The sequence below is a fragment of the Thiohalocapsa halophila genome (genome assembly GCF_016583825.1).
GTDB classification, from domain to species: domain Bacteria; phylum Pseudomonadota; class Gammaproteobacteria; order Chromatiales; family Chromatiaceae; genus Thiohalocapsa; species Thiohalocapsa halophila.
Map to the genome: position 1 here is coordinate 1 of NZ_NRRV01000279.1, position 558 is coordinate 558.

Annotated in this window: 1 protein-coding gene; it reads right to left on the minus strand. The window is 64.5% G+C overall.

Features of this window, described 5'->3' with window-relative positions; genetic code table 11:
* Window positions 1–401, minus strand: a 401-nt coding sequence (locus CKO31_RS26620; RefSeq protein WP_207148139.1) for a hypothetical protein, incomplete at its 3' end; no start/stop codon positions are given.
* Between the last annotated feature and the right edge of the window lie 157 nt (window positions 402–558).

The following is a 558-nucleotide window of genomic DNA, read 5'->3' on the forward strand; positions in this document are numbered from 1 at the left end:
GCGTATTCTAGGGCGAAGGACATCCCATAAGGGAAGTCGCAGAGGATCGCCGCAGTCTCGGGGTTGATGATGACGCCTTCGACCCGCCCGGCTTGGGCGATTCGACGCGCTTGCTGGTAGCTTACCGTGCCTTGCCTGAGGCGGAGTGCTGCCCGTGAGGGTGCGGCATGGCGCTCCGCTCCAAGTCCGTCGACGTGCTGTCTGACCCGCAGGAGCGCGTCACGGTACTGCTCCGCCGGCAGTTCAAGCAGCGTGCACGCACCTGGATGCGCTCCTGTAATGGGAGTGAATCCGGCATTGACCGCTGCCTCCGTCGTGGGAAAGTAGACCGAACAAATCTGCATTTCGTTGATAGGCGGGGCCGGGTGGAAAAGGCGCGGGGCCCGAAGCCGCTTCGTCATGGTTATCGTCACGGTTAGGATGCTGCGCGCGCGGACGGTGCGGATTCAGCATCGCGGCCCTCGTGCGCCGTGGTTCGGACGGGCGAGCAGTGCAGTCCGAGATCGGAGCGACCTCGGTTTGCGGGGCGCCGACGATGGTGACGAGCCTCCCTAACTC